The organism is Amorphus coralli DSM 19760, assembly GCF_000374525.1.
Taxonomy (GTDB): domain Bacteria; phylum Pseudomonadota; class Alphaproteobacteria; order Rhizobiales; family Amorphaceae; genus Amorphus; species Amorphus coralli.
Window position 1 is genome coordinate 411,889 of sequence record NZ_KB894572.1, and the last position, 16,922, is coordinate 428,810.

Annotated in this window: 16 protein-coding genes; 7 read left to right on the forward strand and 9 right to left on the reverse strand. The window is 68.4% G+C overall.

Annotation, left to right across the window (positions count from 1 at the left end; genetic code table 11):
- Nucleotides 1–268: 268 nt before the first annotated feature.
- From eutB to C507_RS0109840, 3 genes are all read left to right on the forward strand, one after another.
- Nucleotides 269–1,276, forward strand: a complete 1,008-nt coding sequence (gene eutB, locus C507_RS0109830; RefSeq protein WP_018699521.1) for a hydroxyectoine utilization dehydratase EutB — start codon at nucleotides 269–271, stop codon at nucleotides 1,274–1,276.
- Complete coding sequence (locus C507_RS0109835) at nucleotides 1,266–2,258, forward strand: cyclodeaminase (protein WP_018699522.1); 993 nt, start codon at nucleotides 1,266–1,268, stop codon at nucleotides 2,256–2,258. Before eutB ends, C507_RS0109835 begins: the two co-directional genes overlap by 11 nt.
- Nucleotides 2,259–2,364: 106 nt before the next feature.
- A complete protein-coding gene (locus C507_RS0109840; protein ID WP_026318983.1) occupies nucleotides 2,365–2,664 on the forward strand; it encodes a putative quinol monooxygenase in 300 nt (99 codons plus the stop codon).
- 1 nt (nucleotide 2,665) lies between these two features.
- On the opposite strand, the gene argE is transcribed toward C507_RS0109840, so the two are convergent.
- The 8 genes from argE to ehuR form a co-directional block, all read right to left on the reverse strand.
- The gene (gene argE / locus C507_RS0109845; RefSeq protein ID WP_018699524.1) at nucleotides 2,666–3,817 is read right to left on the reverse strand and encodes an acetylornithine deacetylase; all 1,152 of its coding nucleotides are present in this window, start codon (nucleotides 3,815–3,817) and stop codon (nucleotides 2,666–2,668) included.
- A 14-nt stretch (nucleotides 3,818–3,831) separates the two neighbouring features.
- Nucleotides 3,832–5,034 carry an ectoine hydrolase DoeA gene (doeA, locus tag C507_RS0109850; RefSeq protein WP_018699525.1) on the reverse strand — a complete coding sequence of 401 codons (1,203 nt, stop codon included), beginning with the start codon at nucleotides 5,032–5,034 and terminating at the stop codon, nucleotides 3,832–3,834.
- Between the two features lie 141 nt (nucleotides 5,035–5,175).
- Complete coding sequence (locus tag C507_RS0109855; protein ID WP_018699526.1) at nucleotides 5,176–5,955, reverse strand: aspartate racemase/maleate isomerase family protein; 780 nt, start codon at nucleotides 5,953–5,955, stop codon at nucleotides 5,176–5,178.
- Between the two features lie 25 nt (nucleotides 5,956–5,980).
- Entirely contained in the window at nucleotides 5,981–6,415 is a 435-nt protein-coding gene (locus C507_RS0109860) for a universal stress protein (protein WP_018699527.1), read from the reverse strand.
- Nucleotides 6,416–6,422: 7 nt separating this feature from the next.
- Nucleotides 6,423–7,709 carry a TRAP transporter large permease gene (locus C507_RS0109865; RefSeq protein WP_018699528.1) on the reverse strand — a complete coding sequence of 429 codons (1,287 nt, stop codon included), beginning with the start codon at nucleotides 7,707–7,709 and terminating at the stop codon, nucleotides 6,423–6,425.
- A 3-nt stretch (nucleotides 7,710–7,712) separates the two neighbouring features.
- Entirely contained in the window at nucleotides 7,713–8,345 is a 633-nt protein-coding gene (locus C507_RS0109870) for a TRAP transporter small permease (protein ID WP_245559666.1), read from the reverse strand.
- Between the two features lie 67 nt (nucleotides 8,346–8,412).
- Nucleotides 8,413–9,429 (reverse strand): TRAP transporter substrate-binding protein, encoded by a 1,017-nt coding sequence (locus tag C507_RS0109875; protein WP_018699530.1) that lies wholly within the window; start codon nucleotides 9,427–9,429, stop codon nucleotides 8,413–8,415.
- Between the two features lie 349 nt (nucleotides 9,430–9,778).
- Nucleotides 9,779–11,167, reverse strand: a complete 1,389-nt coding sequence (ehuR, locus tag C507_RS0109880) for a MocR-like ectoine utilization transcription factor EhuR (protein WP_026318985.1) — start codon at nucleotides 11,165–11,167, stop codon at nucleotides 9,779–9,781.
- A gap of 61 nt (nucleotides 11,168–11,228) precedes the next feature.
- Between ehuR and C507_RS0109885 the strand changes: the two genes are divergently transcribed.
- From C507_RS0109885 to C507_RS0109900, 4 genes are all read left to right on the forward strand, one after another.
- A complete protein-coding gene (locus C507_RS0109885) occupies nucleotides 11,229–11,726 on the forward strand; it encodes an Lrp/AsnC family transcriptional regulator (RefSeq protein ID WP_018699532.1) in 498 nt (165 codons plus the stop codon).
- 110 nt (nucleotides 11,727–11,836) lie between these two features.
- Nucleotides 11,837–13,321 carry an NAD-dependent succinate-semialdehyde dehydrogenase gene (locus C507_RS0109890; protein ID WP_018699533.1) on the forward strand — a complete coding sequence of 495 codons (1,485 nt, stop codon included), beginning with the start codon at nucleotides 11,837–11,839 and terminating at the stop codon, nucleotides 13,319–13,321.
- Between the two features lie 16 nt (nucleotides 13,322–13,337).
- Entirely contained in the window at nucleotides 13,338–14,096 is a 759-nt protein-coding gene (locus C507_RS0109895) for an NAD(P)H-dependent oxidoreductase (protein ID WP_018699534.1), read from the forward strand.
- Nucleotides 14,090–15,460 (forward strand): aspartate aminotransferase family protein, encoded by a 1,371-nt coding sequence (locus C507_RS0109900; RefSeq protein ID WP_018699535.1) that lies wholly within the window; start codon nucleotides 14,090–14,092, stop codon nucleotides 15,458–15,460. Before C507_RS0109895 ends, C507_RS0109900 begins: the two co-directional genes overlap by 7 nt.
- A gap of 47 nt (nucleotides 15,461–15,507) precedes the next feature.
- On the opposite strand, the gene C507_RS0109905 is transcribed toward C507_RS0109900, so the two are convergent.
- Nucleotides 15,508–16,719, reverse strand: coding sequence for an ROK family transcriptional regulator (locus C507_RS0109905; RefSeq protein ID WP_083923444.1), 1,212 nt, complete (start codon nucleotides 16,717–16,719; stop codon nucleotides 15,508–15,510).
- Nucleotides 16,720–16,922: the final 203 nt, after the last annotated feature.

The following is a 16,922-nucleotide window of genomic DNA, read 5'->3' on the forward strand; positions in this document are numbered from 1 at the left end:
GGCGCGCGCCATGGGCAGCCGTGGGGCGACGCCGTGCGGGCGGGCTCAGACCCATGACGGCCCCATGCGAGTCCGGTGGCTGCGCGGTCGGTCCAGAAAGATCCTCCGGCAACATGGGCGCGCCGGCCGGTCCACGTTGCGGAAAACAGAGGAATCTCCGCGGCTTCCGCGTTGACCTCGGCGGTCCGCGCGCCGATCCTCTGGCTGATGAGCCGGCGGCCGGAGGGCCGGCCGCTGCCCCGCGTTCCCGAGCCCACCGGAGGCCCGCTTGAGCGTCACGCTCGCCGACATCCTGGCCGCGCGCAGCCGGATCCAGGCAACCGCCGTCCGCACGCCGCTGGTGCCGTCGCCGTACCTGACGGGACTGGCCGGCCAGGAATTTCTCCTGAAGCTGGAAATCGGCCAGCCGACCGGCGCCTTCAAGCTGCGCGGCGCCACCAACGCCGTGTTCGGCCTGCCCGAAGGCGTGGCAGGCGTGACCTGCTGCTCCACCGGCAACCACGGGCGCGGCGTGGCCTATGCCGCGCGCGACCGGGGCCTGCGCGCCGTCATCTGCATGTCGGAGCTGGTGCCCCAGGCGAAGATCGACGGCATCAAGGCGCTCGGCGCCGAGGTCCGGATCGTCGGGCACAGCCAGGACGAGGCCCAGGTGGAGGCGCGCCGCCTGTGCGAGGAGGAGGGGCTGGTGGACATCCCGCCCTTCGACGATCCGCGCGTCGTGGCCGGGCAGGGCACCATCGGGCTCGAACTGATGGAGGACCGGCCGGACCTGGACATGGTGCTGGTGCCGCTGTCGGGCGGCGGGCTCGCCGCAGGCATCGCCTTCGCGGTCAAGACGATCAGCCCGAAGACCCGGGTGATCGGCATTTCCATGGATCGCGGCGCGGCCATGCACGCCTCGCTCGCCGCCGGGCATCCGGTCGAGGTGGAGGAGGTGGCGAGCCTGGCGGACTCGCTGGGCGGCGGTATCGGGCTCGACAACACGCTCACCTTCGAGCTTTGCCGCGACTATCTCGACGACACCGTCCTCGTGACCGAGGACGAGATCTACCGGGCCATGCAGACGCTCTATTTCGAGGACCGGCTGGTGGCCGAGGGCGCCTGCGTGGTGGGTATCGCCGCTCTGCAGGCCGGCAAGCTGCCGGAGGCTCGCGGTCCGATTGCCACCATCATCACCGGGCGCAGCGTCGACATGACCGTCTTCACCCGCATCGTCACCGGCCAGGACGTGACGCTCGGCGACCTCACCATTGAAGGACAGCCCTATGCCGCATGAGATCGTGATCGTCACGGAAGGCGAGCTGCGCGAGGCCGTCGGGCTGGACCTGACCACGGTGGAAACGGTTGAGGCGGCGTTCGCCGCGCTTGCCTCCGGCACCGTGGTGATGCCGCCGATCCTGTCTATGGCGATCGAGGCGGCGAACGGCGAGGTGGACGTGAAGACCGCCTACATTCCCGGTTTCGACGGCTTCGCCATCAAGGTCAGCCCCGGCTTCTTCGACAATCCGAAGCTCGGCCTGCCCAGCCTCAACGGGCTGATGATCCTGTTTTCCGCCAAGACCGGCCTCGTCGAGGCGCTGTTCCTCGACAACGGCTACCTGACCGATGTGCGCACGGCCGTCGCCGGCGCGGTGGCGGCGAAGCACATGGCGCCCGAGCAGGTGACGACGGCTGGCGTGATGGGCACCGGCGTCCAGGCGCGGCTGCAGATGGAGGCCGCCCATCTGGTGCGCCCCTTCGAGCGGATGCTGGTCTGGGGCCGCGACGGCGACAAGGCGGCGGCCTGCGCCGCCGACATCGCGGCGCGCCTGGGCATCGAGGCGCGGGCGGAGCCCGATCCGGCGCGGCTTGTGGCCGACAGCCAGCTCGTGGTGACGACGACGCCGGCGCGCGACCCGATCCTCAAGGCGGAGTGGCTGCATCCGGGACTGCACGTTACCGCCATGGGGTCCGACCAGGGCGAGAAGAACGAGATCGATCCTGCCGCGCTTGCCGCCGCCGACCTCTATGTCTGCGACCGGGTGAGCCAGTGCGAGACGCTGGGCGAACTCAGGACAGCGCTTGCAGCCGGCACCTGGGCCGGCGCGCCGCCGCCGGAGCTGGGCGACGTGGTCGCCGGCAAGGTTGCGGGCCGCAAGAGTCCGGATGATGTGACCATCTGTGACCTCACGGGCACTGGCGCCCAGGACACGGCGATCGCCACGCTCGCCCGCAAGGTGTGCGGCGAGCGTGGTGCCGGCTCGACGATGGCGGTGTGAGCGGTGCTGGCCGTGCGCCGGATCAGGTGCGGCGCGTAATGCCCGCCGAAACCGGAACGGAATGCCGGTGCTTTCGCCCGGCCCCGTCCGATCCTATAGTTCGGGCATGCTGCTGATCGTCGGAACCATTCGTCTTCCCGCCCAGAACCTGCCCGACGCCCGTCTCGCGATGAAACGGGTGGTGGAGGCGAGCCGGGCAGAGGACGGATGCCACGAATACTGCTACGCCGAGGACCTCTTCGATCCCGGCCTCGTCCACATCAAGGAATTGTGGAGCGACCAGGCAGCGCTCGACCGGCATTTCACCACCGACCACATCGCCGAGTGGCGCGATGCGTGGCCGGCGCTCGGGATCGGCGACCGCGACATCCGCGTCTACGAGGTCGGCGAACCGCGCCGGACGTGAATCAGGCGGACAGCTTGCGCTCCAGCCGGCCGAGCATGTCCAGGCAGAGCTGCAGCTGCTCCAGCGCGACGAACTCGTCGGGCTTGTGCGCCTGCTCGATGGAGCCCGGCCCGCACACCACGGTGGAGATGCCGGCGGTCTGGAACAGGCCGGCTTCGGTGCCGAAGGACACCACGTCGGCGGAGTTGCCGCCGGTGAGCTCGCGCACCAGGGCCAGCGCCTCGGAGTCGGGCAGGGGTTCCAGCCCGTCGACCTCGCCGACGGTCAGCGTGGAAACACCGGCCTCGGCCGCCTTCGCGCGCATTTCCGGATCGATCTCCTCGTCCAGGAACGAGCGGATCCGGTCGAGGGCAAAGCGGGCGTCGGCGGCGTTCACCGGCCGCATCTCCCACTCCACTTCGCAGGCGTCGGGAATGACGTTGCGCGCGATGCCGCCGCGGATGACGCCGGGCTGCAGCGTCGTCCAGGGCGGGGTGAACGGGCTGCCATCCGGCGCCCGCGCCTTCAGGGCGCCTTCCATCTCGGCAAGCTTGCCCAGGAAGCGACCGGCATAGGCGATGGTGTTGACGCCGCGGTCGGGCTCGGAGGCATGGCCGGGCACGCCGGTGAAGGCGGTGGTGTACTCGTAGCAGCCCTTGTGGCCCTCGATGATGCGCATCAGCGTCGGCTCGCCGATGATGCAGGTCGCCGGCTTCACCTGCCACTCGGCGAGCGCCTCCATGAGCGCCCGCGCGCCGAAGCAGCCGACCTCCTCGTCGTAGGTGAAGGCGAAATGCACCGGCCGCTTCAGCGGCGCCGCGGCGAAGGCCGGGGCCATAGCCAGCGCGCAGGCAATGAAGCCCTTCATGTCGCAGGCGCCGCGCCCGTAGATCCGTCCGTCGCGCTCCACCGCGGTGAACGGATCGTCGGTCCATTCGCCGTCGGCCGGCACCACGTCCGTGTGGCCGGAGAGCACCACGCCGCCGGGCACGTCGGGCCCTATGGTGGCGAACAGGTTGGCCTTGGTGCCGGTTTCGTCGAGGGTCGTGCGGGTGTGCGCGCCGAGCCCGTCGAGGGCCGCGGCGGCATAGGCGATCAGCTCCAGGTTCCCGTCCGCCGAAACGGTCGGGAACCCGATCAGGTCGGAGAGAGTCCGGCGGGTCTCGTCGAGCATGATGGATGTCGGACCTAATCCCTGACGAAAATTTCTCGCGGATAGTTGGCCAGGCACTCGGCCGGACCGCTGTCCTTGATCAGGATGCTCTCGGTGATCTCCAGGCCCCAGTCCTGCATCCACAGGCCCGGCATGAAGTGGAAGGTCATGCCCGGCTCCAGGATGGTCTCGTCGCTCTCGCGGAACGAGATGGTGCGCTCGCCCCAGTCGGGCGGATAGGAGAGGCCGATCGGGTAGCCGCAGCGGGCGCTGCGCTCGATGCCGTGGCGGCGCAGCACGTCGGCCAGCGCGTTGGCCACGTCGCAGGCCCGGTTGCCGGCGCGCGCCTTGTCGAGACCGGCCTCCAGCCCCTCGATGAGCGCCTTCTCCGCCTCCCGGATGGAGTCCGGCGGTGTGCCGAGAAACACAGTGCGGCACAGCGGGGCGTGGTAGCGCCAGTAGCAGCCGGCGATCTCGAAGAAGGTGCCTTCGCCCTTGCGGAACGGACGGTCGTCCCAGGTCAGGTGCGGCGCGGCGGCCTCGGTGCCCGACGGCAGCAGGGGCGCGATGGCCGGATAGTCGCCGCCGAACTTGGCGCCGTCGGCCTCGGCCGCGCCCTCGATGCCGACCCGGTAGATCTCCGCGACCAGCTCGTTCTTCGGCAGACCCACCTCGATCTTGTCCATGGCGGCGCGCATCATGCGCTCCACGATCCGCGCGGCGCGGCGCATGAAGACGATCTCGGCGTCGGACTTGCGGCCGCGCTGCCAGTTGACGACGCCGGTGGCGTCGACGCCCTTGGCATCCGGCAGGCTGGTGTTGAGGGCCAGATAGGCGGCGGCGGAGAAGTAGTAGTTCTCCAGCTCGAGCCCGATCCGCGCCTTCGAGTAGCCGTGGTCGGCGATGACGCCGCCCAGATGGTCCATCGGGTGGCGGTCCTTGGCCTGCACGTAGACGTCCGGATAGCCGATGATCCGGTCGTCATCCATGTAGACGCGGCGCCGCGCGCCATTGGCGTCCTGGTTGCGGCCCCACCAGATCGGCTCCTCGTCGTGGAAGACGAGCACGGCCTGGTGCACGTAGAAGCTCCAGCCGTCGTAACCGGTCAGCCACGCCATGTTGGACGGGTCGACCACCACCAGAACGTCGACGCCCAGCTCCGACATGGCCTCGCGCGTCTTCTTCAGGCGATTGGCATATTCCTCGCGGCTGAAGGGAAGCGTCACTCCAACGGGCATTCTCGGTGGCTCCTTTGTGGGATCCCGGCCTTCGGGCGCGGGGACGAAACGGGGTCTGGCCAAGTGGTCTAGTCGAACCGGTGTGGGCGCGCTTAACGCCAACGTCAATCATCGTTCCGTTCGCGACGCGGACGCGCCGGATCAGCCCGGCGGGTGGGCGAACAGGCTGCCGGCGCCGCCGGGGTCGCCGGTGATGCCGGCATGGCCGCGCAGCGCCCAGAGTGCGGCCTGGTTGGCGGTCACCACGGGCAGTCCGACGCGTTGCTCCAGGGATGCGGCGATTTCCACCGACGGCAGCGCCGTGCAGGAGACGAACACGGCGTCGGCCGACGCCAGGTCGACGCCTGCCGCGGTCTCCAGCAGACTTTCGGGCGTGATCCGGGCCATCACCCGATCGTCCTCGAAGCCGAAGCAGACGGCGGTGGTTACCTCGATCCCGAAGCGCCCGAAATAGGCGATCATCGGTATCGCCGTTTCCTCCACATAAGGCGTCACCAGGGCGATGCGCCGCGCGCCGAGCACCCGGAACGCGTCGAGCGCCGCCCGCGTCGGCGTCACGACCGGCACGTCCGGATGCGCCTCTGCGATGGTGCGGTCGATGGCGTCGTCGCCGATCACCGCGGAGGCGGACGTGCAGGCGTAGTAGATCGCGTGGAGGTCGGTGCCGGGGACCAGCAGCCGGGAGGCGTCGGCGAGCCGGGGCTCCATCTGGCGGAGATTGTCCGGCGTGGTGGGGTTGTCGAAGGCGACGCGCGTGGAATGGACCGCGACGTTCGGGGCAGCGAGCAGCCGCGCCGCGTCGATTTCCGTGCGCAAGTCGGTGGCCAGCAGCAGCAGGCCGATGCGCCGCATGGCGGCGTCCGGCTGAAGCGTCAGCCGCCCGGTCTCGATGGTCTGTGGGGTGACGGAACGGGACAGCATGACGAAAACCCCGTTCTCCGTGGCGTCAGACGACCATCACGGGGCAGCCGGCGAGGCCCGTCACCTTGTGGGAGACGCTGCCCAGCAGGTAGCCCTCGATGGAGCCCAGGCCCCGGCTGCCCATGACGATGAGATCGCAGTCGTGTTCGGCGGCGAAGGCGACGATGCCGCGGGCCGGCTGGCCCGCCTTGACGAAGGCGCGCGGCGTGACGCCGGCGTCGATGGCGACCCGCTTGGCGTAATCCACCACCTCCTTGGCGTGACCGCGCATGGCATCGTCCAGATTGCCGGGATCTTCCGGGCGCACCATGGAGAACGAGGCCTCCAGCAGGCTGTGGTGGCGGTAGATGGTCAGGAGCATCAGCTCCGCCTCGCACAGCTTGGCCAGTTCGATCGCCTTGAACAGCGCCCGTTCGCCGCCTTGGGAACCGTCACAGGGAACGAGTATCCGTCGGAACATCACGTCCTCACTTGCCGAAGGCCAGGTCGCGCAGGAACAGCGCGATCTGCGGGAAGAAAATCAGGGCGACCGAGACGCAGAGCAGGATGAGGATGAACGGCGGCGTGCCGCGAATGACCTCGATATAGGGCCGCTTGAACACGGCTATCGCCGTGAAGATGTCGCAGCCGAAGGGTGGCGTCGCCGAGCCGATGGCCACCTGCAGGGTGATGATGACGCCGACCAGAACCGGGTCGATGCCCACCGACTGCACCACCGGCGCGAAGATCGGGACGAGCACCAGGATCACCACGATCGGATCGACGAACATGCAGCCGACGAAGAAGGCGATGGAGATGACGAACAGGACGCCGATCTGGCCCATGTCGGCGACGCCGACCGCTTCCAGGATGGTCTGCGGGATCTGGGCGAAGGAGATCACCCAGGAGAAGGCGGCGCCGGCGGCGACCAGGATGAACACCACGGCGGTGATCAGGCCGGTCGACTTGGCGGTCTCGTAAAGCGCCTTGAAGTTGATCGAGCGGAAAACGATCATTTCCAGGATCAGCGCATAGAGGACGCAGGCGGCCGCCGCCTCGGTCGGCGAAAAGATGCCGCCGTAGATGCCGCCGATGATGATCACCGGGAAGCCCAGGGGCCACAGGGCCCGCTGTGTGGCCTTGAGGCGCTCGCCCCAGCTTGCCTTCGGCTCGGTGGGGACGTTGTTGCGGATGGCGTAGATCATGCTGTAGCCGGAGAACAGCAGCAGGATCAGGATGCCCGGGCCGACGCCGGCGATGAACAGCTCGGAGATCGAGGTGTTGGAGACCACGCCGTAGATGATCATGCCGATGGACGGCGGGATCAGGAAGGCGATGTCGGAGGCATTGACGATGAGCGCCAGCACGAAGCTGTCGTTGTAGCCGGCCTTCAGCATGCGCGGGCGCAGCGGACCGCCGATGGCGACCACGGTGGCCTGGGTGGAGCCGGACACCGCGCCGAACATGGTGCAGGCGGCCGCGGTGGAGACGGCGAGGCCGCCCTTCACGTGGCCGACGAAGGTCATCACCAGGTCGATGAGCCGGTTGGCCGACTGGCCGCGGGTCATGATGTCGGCGGCGAAGATGAACATCGGCACCGCGATCAGCGAGGCCGGCCGGATGCCCGCGAGCATCTGCTGGATCATCGTCTCAAGCTGGCCGAAGCCGCCGAACAGCGAATAGAAGCCGATGAAGGCGCCGATGATGAGCGGAATCATCATCGGGAAGCCGAGCAGCAGCAGGACGATCATCACGCCGAAGATGGTGGTCGCCATGGGTCAGACCTCCACTTCGTCGTCGTCGTAGCCCTCCAGCACGTGCGTGGAGAGATAGATGTCGCGCTCGAGAAGATTCTTGATCGCGGTGAGCAGGTACTGTGCGCCGGTCATGAAGAAGCCGACGGGCACCCAGAGATAGATCCACCAGACGGGGATCTGCAGCGCCGGCAGCACGCGGCCGCGCCCGGCCTGGGTGATGATGTAGCCGACGGCGTAGTAGCACAGGCCGAACATGAAGATTGCCGTGACGAGCGCGATCACCACCATCAGCGCCTTGCGCAGGTGCGGCGGCATCTCGTCGTAGATCGCCGACATGCGGATGTGGCGGCCGTGGCGCGCCGCGTAGCTGATGCCGGCGAAGGTGATCAGGATGATGAGGATCCGGTTGAGCTCTTCGGAGAAGAAGATGCTCTGCTGGAAGACGAACCGGCCGAGCACGTTGGAGATCGTGTTCGCCGCCATCAGGAGCACGCCGCCGGCCAGGGCCACGGCTTCGATGCGGGCGATCGCCATGTCGATGGTGCCCAGGAAGCCGGGAAGCGATGACTTGTACTCGCCGAGATCCGGCTGATCGGCGGAGGTCATGTGCGCCTCGCCGTGCGATTGCGCATGGGCGTCAGGATCGTCGGTCACCGCGTCGTTCCCCATCTGGACAGGCAGAGATGTCCCGGGCGCCGCGGCGCCCGGGACGGTAGCCAACTTACTGGGACGAAGCGGACTTCAGGTCCGCCTTCATCTGCTCCAGGATCTTCTTGCCGCTGTCGCCGGTCATCTCGATGAACGCGGCCTCGACGTCGTCGGCCGTGTCCATGAAGGGCTTGCGGGCGTCCTCGGCCAGAATGTTGATCTCCATGGAGGGCTTCGCCTCCTTGATCTTCTTCAGGGATTCTTCCTGAAGGTTCTTCTGGTAGTCGAGGATATATTCAAACGCGGCGTCGGACGCGTCCTGGACCACCTTCTTGTCCGCGTCGGACAGACCGTCATAGAAGTCCTTGTTGGCCATGACGGCGGTGGTGAAGTTGTTGTGGCCGATGCAGGTGACGACCTCGGTCACCTCGTACATCTTGGTGGATTCCAGGAAGAAGCCCGGGTTTTCCTGGCCCTGGATGATGCCGGTCTGCAGCGCGCCGTAGACCTCGCCCCACGGCAACGGGGTCGGGGTGGCACCGAAGGCCTTGTAGCTCTCCACCAGCAGCGGGTTGGTCATCACCCGGAACTTCACATCCTCCAGGTCGGCCGGGCTGTTTACCGGCTTCTGCGTGGTCATGCAGACCTCGCCCTCGGGGAACATCTTGAGAAGCTCGAGTCCCTGCTCGGCATAGAGCTCGGGGAACATCTCGTTGATGGCCTTGGAGTTGCGGAAGAAGGCGTTCAGCGTGTCCTGGTCCTGCGGCAGCAGGTAGGGGACGAAGAAGACCTGCGCCTCGGGGATCAGGGCGCCGGTGAAGCCCGGCGACTGGTCGACGAACTGCAGGATGCCGGCCTGGGCCTGCTCCATGATGTCGGCGGACTCGCCGAGCGTGCCGAACGGGAAGAGCTGGATGGTGTGGTCGGAATTGGCCTCGACCTCTTCCTTGAACTTCTGGGCGTACTTGCCCTGAACCTCTTCCATCGCCTCTTCGAAGGCGTAGCGCCACGTGTCCGCCTGGGAAGAGCTGACCGCGCCGATCAGGAGGGCGCCGGCCGCGGCGGCAGTGAGAAGTGCTGTACGTCGCATATCGCTGGTCCTTCTTCGTTGGGGGGTGGGGTCGTTCATCAGGCCTGATGGGAACCGGCGGTTTTGCACCGCGCGCGGGCCCGCATGGCAAGCGGACTCCACCCGAACGTCGGACGGAGCTCCCGTGCGGTCAGGAACGAAAACACAAAGCCGGTCACGAAGTGCCCCCCTCGTCACATCCGACGCGCCTAGAGTTAAATCAGGACAAAGCCACGTCAATCTATTTCTTACTCATGACAATTGGCTGCCCAGAATATCGGCACAATGATCCCGCGAATTCGGGAACATGCTCGCCGAATGTCCTGTTCACTAATGCGGCTGGCCGCGAATGGTTCGATTGAAGGGCGGGCTAACTGGTGAGCAACGCCGGTTCGGGCTGGTTGCGCACCAGCCGCGCGATCACCTCCAGCCCGCGGCCGAGCCCAACCTCGCTGGAGCAGCCGAGGCAGATGCGGATGCCGCCGGGCCGCGCCGTCTGGTCCACGGCGAAGGACGAGCCGGCCGCGACCGCGACCCCTTCGCTGCGGGCGTGGGCGACGAAGGCGTCCTCGTCCCAGTTGTCGGGCAGCGGAAGCCAGACATGCAGCCCGTTCGGGCTGGTTTTCGGGGCGAGCCCGGCGAGGGCCTCGGTGGCGAGCCGGTTGCGCTCGCCGAGCGCCGCCATCTGCCAGGCGAGCAGTTCGTCCGCCGTGCCGTCCCGCAGCCAGCGCGTGCCGATCTCCGCCATCAGCGGCGTCGCCATCCAGCTGGTCACCAGGTGGCGGTTGCTGGTCGCGGAAACGAGCGTCTCCGGCGCCACCAGCCAGCCATAGCGCAGGCCCGGCAGGATCGGCTTGGTGAAGCTGGTGAAGTAGAAGGTGCGTTCCGGGGCGAGCGCGGCGATTGGCGGCGCACGCCGGGGCTGGATCGGGCCCCAGGCATCGTCCTCGACGATGGTGACGTCGTGCCGGCGGGCGATCTCCACCAGCGCCGCGCGGCGTGCCGGGCTCATGGTGGCTGCTTTCGGGTTCAGGCCGGCCGGCATGCAGAACAAGACCCGCACGGCCCGGCCGCGGCAGGCTTTCTCGAAGGCGTCCGGCACGATCCCTTCCGCGTCCGTTGCGAGGCCGCGCAGGTCGAGCGACAGGTACGCGCAAAGGGCCTTGAGCGTGTGGTGGGTGAGATCCTCGCAGACCACGAGGTCGCCGGGCCCGGCGGCGGTCATCAGGGCCACCGTCATGGCCGATGTGTTGCCGTTGGTCGGCAGCACCCGGCCCCGGTCCGTCTCGATGCCGCAGCGGCGCAGCCAGCCGAGCGCCGCCTCGGCGTGGGTCGATAGGGTGGCGCGCGGCCGGAAGGAGAACAGGTCGTCGGAGGGCAGGTCGCGGGCCAGCTGCGCCAGGGCCGCCTGCATGCGCTCGCGGTGGATCTCCCCCGTAACCGGGGTCAGCATGGAGAAGTCGACGACCTCGTCGTCGGCGCCGATTCGGTGCCACGGGGGGCGGGTATCCGACAGGGATCCGCGCACGAAGGTGCCGCGGCCGACCATGCCGGAAATGGCGCCGGCGCGGTCGAGCTCCTCGTAGGCGCGGCTGACCGTCTGCACGCTGATGCCCAGCGTCTCGGCCAGATCGCGGTGGGTCGGGAGCCGGTCGCCCTGGCGCAGTTCGCCTGCCTTGATGGCCTCGATGAGGCTTTCGGCCAGCGACCGGTAGACCGGCCGCGTGAGGGTTGACGGATCGGGAGGCCACATTGTCATGAGACTATCCTGCATGAGGAGGCTAGATTGACAAGGTTTCCTGCCCTATGAGCCTGAGCGGATGAGCAGCATTCCCCTCGACGACCGCGACCTGCAGATCCTGGCCATCCTCAGCCGCGAGGGGCGGATCTCCAAGGTCGACCTTGCCCGCCGGGTGAACCTGTCGGCCACGCCCTGCTGGGAGCGGCTGCGACGGCTGGAGAAGGCCGGCCTGATCCGCGGTTACCGGGCCGACGTTGTGCTGGCCAAGGTGGCGCCGCACGTGGTGGTGTTCGTGGTGGCGGAGCTCGAGAGCCACCGGGCGGAGAGCTTTCAGGCGTTCGAGCGCGCGGTCGCCCGCCATGACGAGATCGTCTGCTGCTGGGCCATCGGCGGCGGCTTCGACTACCTGATGCAGATCGTCACCCGCGACATCGACAGCTACCAGCGCCTCGTCGACCAGCTGCTCGCCTCCGAGCTCGGCCTCAAGCGCTACTTCACCTACATCGTCACCAAGGACGTCAAGGCGGGCCCGCCGCCGCTGGCCGACCTGGTCGCACCCGGGGCGCAGGAGAACTGACGCCGCAGGCGGCGAAGTTCAGAGGATTCCTCTGCCGCGTCCGCGCCGAACAGAAAGATCGTCTGCCGGTCGCCGGTATCCTTCGGGCCTCACCTGAAGGGAGGCGTTCGATGATTGCGACCGACACCATTCGCGACACGCTCATGGCCGATCTCGCCGATCGGGCGCTCGTGCGCAGCTTCTCCTACGTCAACGGCCGCTGGGTCGGTTCGGCCACCGGCGCCACGATCGAGGTGACCAACCCGGCCGATGGCCGCATCATCGCGGAAGTCGCCCGGCTGTCCGCAGCCGAGGCTGTCGACGCCGTCGCCGCCGCCGACCGGAGCTTCGCCGAGTGGTCGCTGTCGCTGCCGCAGGCGCGCACCGGTCTCCTGCGCCGCTGGTTCGACCTGATGATCGCGCACCGCGAGGACCTGGCGCGCATCATGACCATCGAGCAGGGCAAGCCGCTGTCGGAGGCGCGCGGCGAGATCGACTACGCGGCGTCCTTCGTGGAGTTCTACGCGGAAGAGGCGAAGCGCCCGAACATCGAGGGCGTGACCTCGCATCTCGCCGATGCCGAGGTGGAACTGTGGCGCGAGCCGGTCGGGGTCGCCGCCCTGGTGACCCCCTGGAACTTTCCGTGCGCCATGATCACCCGCAAGGCCGCCGCGGCGATTGCCGCCGGCTGCACGGTGGTGGTGCACCCGTCCGAGGAGACGCCGCTTTCCGCGCTGGCGCTGGCCGAGCTCGCCGACCGCGCCGGCCTTCCGGCCGGTGTCTTCAACGTCGTCACCGGCCGCGCCCCCGAGATCGTCGGCGCCTGGACGTCGGATGCCCGGGTGCGGGCGCTCTCCTTCACCGGCTCCACCGAGGTCGGCCGGCTGCTCTACCGCCAGTCCGCCGACACTGTGAAACGGCTGGTGCTGGAGCTGGGCGGCCACGCGCCGTTCCTGGTCTTTGCCGACGCCGATCTCGACCTCGCCGTCGACGAGGCCATCAAGGCGAAGTTCGCCACGACCGGCCAGGACTGCCTCGGGGCCAACCGCTTCCTGGTGGAGCGCCCGGTCTACGGCGAGTTCTGCCGCCGCTTCGCCGAGCGCACCGCGGCGCTGACGCTGGGTCCGGGGATCGACGATCTCGATCTCGGACCGCTGATGAACGCCCGCGCCGTCGCCAAGCAGGAGGCGCACGTGGCTGACGCGCTGGCGCGCGGTGCGCGGCTTTTGACCGGCGGCAAGCGCTCGCCCCAGGGCGATCTCTTCTACGAGCCGACGGTGCTCGCCGACGTGCCGGTCGAGGCGGCGATCTTCCACGAGGAGACCTTCGGCCCGGTGGCGGCCATTGCCCCCTTCGACGCCGAGGACGAGGCGGTCACGATCGCCAACGACACCGAGTACGGCTTGGTGGCCTACCTCCACACCCAGGACCCGCGCCGCATTTATCGGGTCAGCCGCCGGCTCGCCTTCGGCATGGTCGCCGTCAACCGGACCAAGGTCACCGGCGCGCCTATCCCGTTCGGCGGCATGAAGCAGTCCGGCGTGGGCCGCGAGGGCGCCCGCTACGGACTGGAGGCCTTCACCGACATCAAGTACGTCTGTCGCAACTGGGGCTGAGCCGAAGGACCGAACGATGACCGTCCTATTCGTCTATTGCCACCCCGAGCCGCGCTCCTTCAACGCGGCGCTGGTGCAGGTCGGCGCCGAGATGTTCCGCGGCCGCGGCGACACCGTCGAGATCTCCGATCTCTATGGCGAGGGGTTCGATCCGGTCGAGAAGCGGGAGAACTATGCCCAGCCGGTCGACGCGGAGGTGTTTGCGCCGCTTGCCGAACAGCGCAACGCGTTCAAGACGGAGACGCTGTCCCCGGACATCTCCCGCGAAATCGCGCGGCTGGAGCGGGCCGACCTGGTGGTCTTCCAGTTCCCGATCTGGTGGCACTCGGTGCCGGCAATGCTCAAGGGCTGGTTCGACCGGGTGTTCGTCAGCGGCGGGCTCTACACCAGCAAGATGCGCTACGATCGGGGCTATTTCCGCGGCAAGCGGGCGCTGTGTTCGGTGACCTCCGGGGCACCGGAGCCGAGCTTCGTCAGCGGCGGCCGGGGCGGCTCGCTAGACGCGATTCTCTGGTCCACGCAGTTCTCGCTCCATTACATGGGCTTTTCCGTGCTGCGTCCGCACGCCAGTTTCGGCATCCAGGGCCACGGCTATTCCTATGCGAGCGCGGACGAATTCAGCCGCCAGCTCGAGCAATCCAAGACCGCGTTCGCCGAGCGTCTCGCCGGCCTGGACGGGGAGGAGCCGCTGCGCTTCCCCGGATGGGAGGATTGGGACGATATCGGTCGACCGCTTTCCGACACCCCCGACACCAAGAGGGCCACGACATGCTGACCAACGACAAGCTCGCCGAGTGGGATCGCGAGACCTTTTTCCATCCCTCCACCCATCTTGCCCAGCATGCCCGCGGCGAGACTCCGTCGCGCATCATCACCGGCGGCAAGGGCGTCTACATCGAGGACCGTGACGGGCGGAAGATGCTCGACGCTTTCGCCGGCCTCTACTGCGTCAATGTCGGCTACGGGCGCCCCGAGATCGCCGAGGCGATCGCCGAGCAGGCGCGCGAGCTGGCCTACTATCACGCCTATGTCGGACACGGCACCGAGGCCTCCATCACGCTGGCCAAGATGGTGCTCGACCGGGCGCCCGCGAACATGTCGAAGGTCTATTTCGGCCTGTCCGGCTCAGACGCCAACGAGACCAACGTCAAGCTGGTCTGGTACTACAACAACATCCGCGGCAAGCCGGAGAAGAAGAAGATCATCTCGCGCTGGCGCGGCTATCACGGCTCCGGCCTGATGACCGGCTCGCTGACCGGGCTGGAGCTCTTCCACAAGAAGTTCGACCTGCCGCTCGCCCAGGTGATCCACACCGAGGCGCCTTACTATTTCCGCCGCGAAGACACCTCCATGAGCGAGGAGGCGTTCGTCGCGCACTGCGCGTCCGAGCTGGAAGCGCTGATCGAGCGCGAGGGCGCGGACACGATCGGCGCCTTCATCGGCGAGCCGGCGCTCGGCACCGGTGGCCTCGTGCCGCCGCCGGCCGGCTACTGGACGGCCATCCAGGCGGTGCTCGACAAGCACGACATCCTGCTGATCGCCGACGAGGTGGTGACCGGCTTCGGTCGCCTGGGCTCCATGTTCGGCTCCGACCACTACGGCATCCGGCCGGATATCATCACCATCGCCAAGGGCCTCACCTCGGCCTATGCGCCGCTGTCCGGCTCCATCGTCTCCGACAAGGTGTGGAAGGTGCTGGAAGAGGGCACCGACGAGTTCGGCCCGATCGGCCACGGCTGGACCTACTCCGCGCACCCGATCGGCGCGGCGGCCGGCGTTGCCAACCTGAAGCTCATCGACGAGCTGGGCCTGGTGAAGAATGCCGGCGAGACCGGGGCCTACCTGAAGCAGGCGCTCGTCGACGCCGTCGGCGACCACCCGCACGTGGGCGAGGTGCGCGGCGAGGGTCTGCTGATTGCGGTGGAGTTCGTGAAGGACCGCGACAGCCGCACCTACTTCGATGCCTCGGAGAAGGCGGGCGCCCGCGTGGTGCAGGCGCTGGCCGGCGAGAACGTGATCTCCCGCGCCATGCCGCAGGGCGATATCGCGGGCTTCGCTCCGCCGCTCTGCCTGAGCCGCGAGGAAGCCGACCTGATCGCCGGCAAGGTGAAGACGGCGGTCGAGGCGACCTTCGCCTGATTGCGGGGCCGGCGGCGTGCGTCCTTTCGAGGCGCCGACGCCGGATGCTAGTCGTCGGCGGCGCGCGCCCGCGTGCCGCCGTCGGCCGCGATGCGGACCAGCAGGCCCGGATCCGGCGAGAAGCGCTCGTGCAGCGGCAGCATCGCCGCGCCGAGCACCCGCGCCATCGGACCGATGGAGCCGGTGCGCACCCGGGTCGGCGCCAGGCCGGCGCGGTTGAAGCCCGCAAGGGCGCCCGCGAGGCGTTCGGCGATGGCATCGCGCCAGGGCGGGGGCAGCAGCCCATCCACCACCACCGTCTCGAAATCGATGATCGACAGCGCCGACACGACGGCGCGCGACAGGTCGGGGATGGCCGCGTCCGCCCAGGCCTCGAACAGCGGCGTGGCACCGTCTCCGGCCTCGCCGGCCAGCGCCGCCGACGGGTCGATGCCGGCATCGGCGAGGGCGTGTTCCAGCTTGATGACCGAGGCGCTGTGGATCAGTTGCTCGGGCTGGTGCCCGGGCCGGAAATCGCCCACCGGCATGGAGCCGACGGCGCCGGCATTCCACTGGGCGCCGGGATAGAGCTTGCCGTCGATGACGATGCCGCCGCCAATGAAGGTGCCGAGATAGATGTAGAGGGCGCTCGGGCTGGTGATAGCCGCGCCGGAGATCATCTCCGCGGCACAAGCCGCCGTGGCATCGTTCTGCAGAGCGGTGTCCAGCCCGGTCGCCTCTTCCAGCGCGCCGGCCACGTCGGCGTTGCGCCAGCCGTCCAGGGCACCGGGTTCCAGCCCCAGCTCCTTCGACCAGGCATAGATCTCGCCCGGCATCGCGATGCCGAGCCCGACCACCCGCGAGCGGGTTTCCGGGGCGGCGTTGTCGAGGAGCCGCCCGGCCTGGCGAATGGCCGAGCCGATGGTCAGGTCGGGCAGGGGGGCCTCGTAGCTCTCCACGCTGGCCTCGATCACCTCGCCGACGAGGTTGACGAGGATCGCTTCCGTGGAGCGCCGGCCGATCTTCACGCCGAGCGAGAAGGCGCCGTCCGGGTTGGGGGCGATCGGGGTGGACGGCTGGCCGATCTGACCGCGGATCTTGTCGCGCTTGATCAGCAGGCCTTCTTCCAGGAGGCGGTTGACGATGACTGAGGCGGCCTGGCCGCTCAGTCCCGTCTCGCGGGCAAGCTCGGCCTTTGACAGGGCGCCCGCGCGCAGCAGCGCGTCCATGATGAGGCGCTCGTTGTAGGCGCGTAGTCCGCTGGTATCTCCGCCCCGCATGCGTTTGCCCCTGTGTCCTCCCCGTAGCCTGCCGATAGCCCGCAGGCGCGCCTGTCGGTTGCGACCGTCTTGACCTGGTTCCCGCGTCGTCCCGGGACGCGGTCGGGATCATTTTGGGCGTCGCCGGACGGTGCGTCCATCGCCGCCGGTCGCTGTTGCCGAAAGCCGGTGTCCCACCCTAGCTTGCGAAATTAAAAAAACCA

Coding starts and splice junctions, on each gene's coding strand:
- C507_RS0109835 (WP_018699522.1), top strand. CDS start 1,266: ATGCCGCATGAGATCGTGATCGTCACGGAAGGCGAGCTGCGCGAGGCC.
- C507_RS0109840 (WP_026318983.1), top strand. CDS start 2,365: ATGCTGCTGATCGTCGGAACCATTCGTCTTCCCGCCCAGAACCTGCCC.
- argE (WP_018699524.1), bottom strand. CDS start 3,817: ATGCTCGACGAGACCCGCCGGACTCTCTCCGACCTGATCGGGTTCCCG.
- doeA (WP_018699525.1), bottom strand. CDS start 5,034: ATGCCCGTTGGAGTGACGCTTCCCTTCAGCCGCGAGGAATATGCCAAT.
- C507_RS0109855 (WP_018699526.1), bottom strand. CDS start 5,955: ATGCTGTCCCGTTCCGTCACCCCACAGACCATCGAGACCGGGCGGCTG.
- C507_RS0109860 (WP_018699527.1), bottom strand. CDS start 6,415: ATGTTCCGACGGATACTCGTTCCCTGTGACGGTTCCCAAGGCGGCGAA.
- C507_RS0109865 (WP_018699528.1), bottom strand. CDS start 7,709: ATGGCGACCACCATCTTCGGCGTGATGATCGTCCTGCTGCTGCTCGGC.
- C507_RS0109875 (WP_018699530.1), bottom strand. CDS start 9,429: ATGCGACGTACAGCACTTCTCACTGCCGCCGCGGCCGGCGCCCTCCTG.
- ehuR (WP_026318985.1), bottom strand. CDS start 11,167: ATGACAATGTGGCCTCCCGATCCGTCAACCCTCACGCGGCCGGTCTAC.
- C507_RS0109885 (WP_018699532.1), top strand. CDS start 11,229: ATGAGCAGCATTCCCCTCGACGACCGCGACCTGCAGATCCTGGCCATC.
- C507_RS0109890 (WP_018699533.1), top strand. CDS start 11,837: ATGATTGCGACCGACACCATTCGCGACACGCTCATGGCCGATCTCGCC.
- C507_RS0109895 (WP_018699534.1), top strand. CDS start 13,338: ATGACCGTCCTATTCGTCTATTGCCACCCCGAGCCGCGCTCCTTCAAC.
- C507_RS0109900 (WP_018699535.1), top strand. CDS start 14,090: ATGCTGACCAACGACAAGCTCGCCGAGTGGGATCGCGAGACCTTTTTC.
- C507_RS0109905 (WP_083923444.1), bottom strand. CDS start 16,719: ATGCGGGGCGGAGATACCAGCGGACTACGCGCCTACAACGAGCGCCTC.